At 59.0% G+C, this 4,571-nt stretch carries 8 protein-coding genes; 3 read left to right on the top strand and 5 right to left on the bottom strand.

All coding sequences use genetic code 11. The annotated features are described in order from the left end of the window. A partial coding sequence (locus AC0L16_RS33255; RefSeq protein ID WP_473625750.1) for a CYTH domain-containing protein occupies positions 1-395 on the bottom strand: 395 nt, incomplete at its 3' end. On the opposite strand from AC0L16_RS33255, the gene AC0L16_RS33250 reads away from it, so the two are divergent. Then, a complete protein-coding gene (locus tag AC0L16_RS33250) occupies positions 321-686 on the top strand; it encodes a hypothetical protein (RefSeq protein ID WP_473625751.1) in 366 nt (121 codons plus the stop codon). The genes AC0L16_RS33255 and AC0L16_RS33250 overlap by 75 nt on opposite strands. Before the next feature lie 58 nt (positions 687-744). Here the strand turns inward: AC0L16_RS33250 and AC0L16_RS33245 are convergent, their stop codons facing one another. From AC0L16_RS33245 to AC0L16_RS33230, 4 genes are all read right to left on the bottom strand, one after another. After that, positions 745-1,044: a DUF1236 domain-containing protein gene (locus AC0L16_RS33245; RefSeq protein ID WP_473625747.1), complete on the bottom strand. Its 300-nt coding sequence runs from the start codon at positions 1,042-1,044 to the stop codon at positions 745-747. 534 nt (positions 1,045-1,578) lie between these two features. Continuing rightward, complete coding sequence (locus AC0L16_RS33240) at positions 1,579-1,803, bottom strand: hypothetical protein (RefSeq protein ID WP_473625746.1); 225 nt, start codon at positions 1,801-1,803, stop codon at positions 1,579-1,581. 7 nt (positions 1,804-1,810) lie between these two features. Continuing rightward, complete coding sequence (locus AC0L16_RS33235) at positions 1,811-2,056, bottom strand: hypothetical protein (protein WP_473625744.1); 246 nt, start codon at positions 2,054-2,056, stop codon at positions 1,811-1,813. Positions 2,057-2,267: 211 nt separating this feature from the next. Beyond that, positions 2,268-2,882, bottom strand: coding sequence for a Crp/Fnr family transcriptional regulator (locus tag AC0L16_RS33230; protein WP_473625743.1), 615 nt, complete (start codon positions 2,880-2,882; stop codon positions 2,268-2,270). 1,182 nt (positions 2,883-4,064) lie between these two features. On the opposite strand from AC0L16_RS33230, the gene AC0L16_RS33225 reads away from it, so the two are divergent. After that, complete coding sequence (locus AC0L16_RS33225) at positions 4,065-4,313, top strand: DUF982 domain-containing protein (RefSeq protein WP_095493028.1); 249 nt, start codon at positions 4,065-4,067, stop codon at positions 4,311-4,313. 18 nt (positions 4,314-4,331) lie between these two features. Beyond that, positions 4,332-4,571, top strand: a complete 240-nt coding sequence (locus AC0L16_RS33220; RefSeq protein WP_473625748.1) for a DUF982 domain-containing protein — start codon at positions 4,332-4,334, stop codon at positions 4,569-4,571.

Here is a 4,571-nt window from a genome sequence, read left to right as displayed (position 1 = left end):
CAGGCCACTGCAATGCGCGCGATAGCCGTTGCTGCGCTCATATCGGACGAGAGCGGGGTCGAAGCCGCTTTCACAGCGCCGGGCGCCGGGCCAAGCAGACGATAGCCCCGTTCCGCTTTGCTCATCACCCCGAGATACGCCGGCGTGATCAGGTCGACTTTCCGGGCGAGCGCAAACAGCGCTCTCGGTGGGCCCGCCTTCTTTTCCAACTCGATCTCGCATAGCGGCGCCTCGCGATCGGCTGCAACGACCTTGCCGATATCCAAAGCGACCTCGATCGTGGCATCGCCATCCATCACATTCCAAGAATGCCGTTTGACATGAACCTCGAACAAGGGCGCGAGCTTTGGGCCGGCCCCTGCGAGCAGGTCTCGGATCTGCGGATCGTCAAGTATCGGTGCATCGCCGGCGACCGGTCGCTCCCATTCCTCGCGTGTGAACGATCCGGCCGCGGCGCTTGCGTCCAACCAATGCCGATAGCAATCCGCGACCAACAGATTGAGGTTTGCCGCGACATGATCGCCTGGGAAGCGTCACACGATTGGGGCGATGCCGTTCAACTCGCGCGTTTCTCTGTCGATATCATTGAGGAATACAAGAGCCTGATCGCCACGCTGTATGATCTGCTTGGGGTCGAGCGTGAGGCCGGAAAGCCCCATCACAGAAGAAATCCAAGCCGCGCTTGAGAAGGCGCCGGGCCTGCCGCGCCTTTCGGCACGACGGGCTTCAGCGTGAGGGGTCACTTCAGTCGTAGACCTTCACAATCTTGCGGGTACCTGGATCGACCAGGACGGTTCGGCCGTCGATGACGACGTAGCGGTACTGAACGTCCGGGACCTCGTAAAGCTCGACCGTTTCGGGCAAGGCTGTGCCGATGTTGAGCTCCACGCCAGGAAGGCTGAGTGATGCCACCGGTTTCTTTTTCACGTATTCGCGGATCACGGTGTCATGCTCGGGTTGAATAATGACGTCCTGAGCGGCGGCGGCGTTGACACCGACGACGAAAAGGATGCCTGCCGCAGCCAATGTAAGTTGCTTTCCCATAATAACCTCCAAGCAACCTTCAGCTGCGGTGCTTGATTGCTGCCGCGGTGGGTTGCCTAGCTATCTCAACGATGCGGAGCAATTCTTGTTCCACCGGCTGTGCGCGAACCGGCTGCCACGGCCTATCAACGCCGATGTTTGGCGGTGCCCGCGAACGCCCGCTCAAGGCCTGGTTTCTTCTTGAGGCGGCGCGTTTGGGACTGGACACTCAGGCTGTGGCCATTTTTCACACGGAGAGGGCTTGTCGCCAGCGTCGCCATAACGTTCCACGAGTTTTGCGAAGCCGTAGGCGAAGGCGGAAAGCAGCGCCAGGATAACCACTATGCGAGCGGCCATACGGGATTATAGCAGGCTCCGCTCAGGATTGATCCAGCATCGGCTGCGCTCGGCAGGCCGGCGATGCGCAAGTCCGCTCGGGAAACCTGCGGCCCCATCGTCGCGGACGATCTGCGCTACCAGCCTGGTTCCACAGTGAGAGACCGAGGCGACTGCGGAAACCGTAACGCCACTATGCTGCTACCCAGAGGCGTCTGGCTAGGGGGCCGCATCGAAATCGATCGCAAATCCCGCGTCGATGGCGCTTCTCGCAATGAGATCGCCAATTTGCCAATCCGTGAGTTCGCAAAGTGGAAACATCTTCCTCACGGCGATGGTCACTTCGAATATCGAGACGCTCGGATTGTCGACATGATCGATCAGGTGGCGGACAATCGCCTGCCGAACATCCACCGAATTTGGCTTCTGCAGCGGCGCGGACATTTCCGGCCTACGAATGGAGCCGTGGTTCTGGGCTACCGGCTGTTTTGGCGTCGAAGGCGACGGGCACGCCGTGCACGACGCATGCTGCCGCCAGCATCTCCTCCAACTCGTGGTTGGTGGCCCTGCAAGCCGGCATGAGTGTTCGAATGGCGCGGATCGCTTGCTCGATCGAGAGATACCGAGCCTTGCCTCTGGAAAGGACATAGGCCTCCGCCGCGCCTTCAACCGTGACTGTGTGAAAAGTGTGGCTCATCAACAGTTCCTCCCTGCCAACAATACGACTTTCGTCTAACATGCGGCGGCCTTCAAGCTTATGTCTGATATCGGACAATCCGGCGGAGCGCGTCGCGTTTGACCGGCCTCATGCGACGCGCTTCAGGTTGTTGTTTTTATGCATGTCGTTTTCGCAAAACCGCTGCACACCCTCGGGTCAGGCCCGAGGGGCATGCTTTGCGCGACATGCATTAGCCGAAGTGACGTTGCTCCTCGTCGCCATAGGCGCCATGTGTGAGCTTTATCATTCCGGCACGGTCGATGATCGTGATCTCGCCGCGCCTGGCGTTAACCAGCCCTCGATATTCAAGCATTTGCAGGGCGGTGGTAACCCCGGGGCGCCGAGAGCCGAGCATGGTCGCCAGAAATTCATGCGTCAGCTGGATCTTGTTTCCCTCGGTTCGGTCGTGGACCATCAGCAACCAGCGGGCCAGCCGTTCCTCGATCTTGGAATGGCCATTGACCAGTGCCGTCCGGGACGACTGGACAAGGAAGGCGTGGGCATAGGCAAGCAGCGACGCGCGAAGCGACTGGCTCTTTGCCACCTCAGACCGAAGATTCTCAACCGGCAGGCACCAGCCGCTGCCTGCGACTTGAATATAGGTCTCATTGGGAGAGCTGTCTTGGCCGAGAATGATGGCAACGCCTGTCATCCCATCATAGCCAACGATCCCGACTTCACTTTGCCGCCCTCCAGTCATGGTGGCGACCACCGAAGCGATACCCGCCTCTGGAAAATACACATGCTCGATTGGCTGATACGGGATCTCCAGCTGGGCTTTGATGTCCAGTTCGACATGATGCATTGACGGCAGCAGCAGCGCGAAATCCTCTGGGAGAGGGCTTTCAACACATGATTGCGAGGAAGGGACTGGGACACGGCTCTCTCCCGGACGGGCAAGAGCACGTACCCTCTCACTGTCGGCTGCATCCGCAGCACTGGCGGCCGATACCGAAGCATAGGCTGCAAGTGCGCGATTGGCAAAACCTTCGCCAGCCGCGGCCGAACTTCAAACTGAGACAAGGCCCCTGGTGGCAGTCGATCCGGCGCACTTTGCGCATCCCCACGCGCTGGCCCAGCGCAGCTGTGCACAGCGCGGCATAGAAGCCCTTCTAAAAAGCCTTGGAAACTGGTGCTGCGAGAGAGGATTGAACTCTGAGTTGCTGTAATGGAATCAACAACTTACGAGGCTTTTTGTAACACTGTGACGTTCATCAAAATGACCCAGGCATCAGATCGAACCTGAGCGGCGCGAACGCAAACCGAGGCCGGTATGAGCATCTGCCACGCCTTACAAGAACCTTTTGATGGCGGCCCGAAATTTCGGCGGCTTTCCTGCCCCGGGGCGCTTGGATGACAAGATACAAGTGGCTTGACGCCATGCCTCCGGCATGCATTTGCGGCAGCTCCGCCGGGCGCAATCACTCTCTGGCCGGCCAGTTCATGTTTCGTCACTGCATCGAAGCAGACATCCACGTCTGATGCTAGGATGTTGCTCGAGCGGCTCGCCGGCAACAAATCAAAAGCCTGCGTCTCACGTAAAGATCGGATCTCCTCAGCTGCAACTTGGCGAGAACGATTTCAAAGACTTTGTTGAATGGCATTTCGGGAAGGTAACCGAGCGGTCCGAGCTGGCGCTGCTTGGCCGCGTGTTCAATCGTTTGAAGATTGACGGTCAATCGGAACAACAACGCGAAACGCTCGCGTCCCAATTACATGGCCGGAGTGGTGGGCGAGGAAGAACTTCTGTCGGCCTCGAAATGGGGCGGTAAGCGACGGCTTGACCGGAAATGAGGCCGGCCAGGGAAATCGACCGAGCCGCCGCTGTGATCCGCCTCTACCAAACATGTGAGTATCCCCTAATCTACTCCTCATGAGACTCCTCTGGTTCTCCCCCGATCTACGTGAAGGCGAAGCGTCCGGCCATTCGCCATGGGGTCAGCCACATCGAGGGAGCCGCTGAGGAACTCATGGCGTGGGAGGTGTCATGGCAAGTCTTTGGTTCGTCCCTCCGGTGTTCGTGAAGACTGAAACGGACGGTGTCAGGCATGGCTGCAACAATACGAGGGCAGCCCTTGAGCAGCTCAAGAGGTGGACCCGGAGAGGACCTCGCTGGCACAAGGCGTGGACCCTCTGCCTGTCAGCACTGGAGGGCGATCCGATTGACCCTCACGTGATTCGAAAGGCTTTCGTGGCTGCCGCTAAGGAGGCGGAGATGTATCTCTCGCCCGAGTAGGAGGTTTCATGGCTATCCATTGAGTTTCACCCTCCCGTCAACATCGAAACCGACAAACCTGGGCTCACCTACGTCTGCACCAATGTCGAGGGCGCCGCTGCGGAACTCATGAAGTGGACCAAGCGTGGACCCAAGTGGAAGGAGGCGGTCGAGATCTGCATGGGTCTAATTGAAGGCGAGCGCACACCAGACGACGTAAGGAAGGCCTTCGAGGCTGCTGCCGAGGAGGAGGGGTTGCTACGCTCCTCCTCTAATTAG

Source organism: Mesorhizobium sp. WSM4848 (assembly GCF_055811375.1).
Note: the sequence above shows the minus strand (reverse complement) of the source record. Positions and strands in the feature narration are given on the sequence as shown.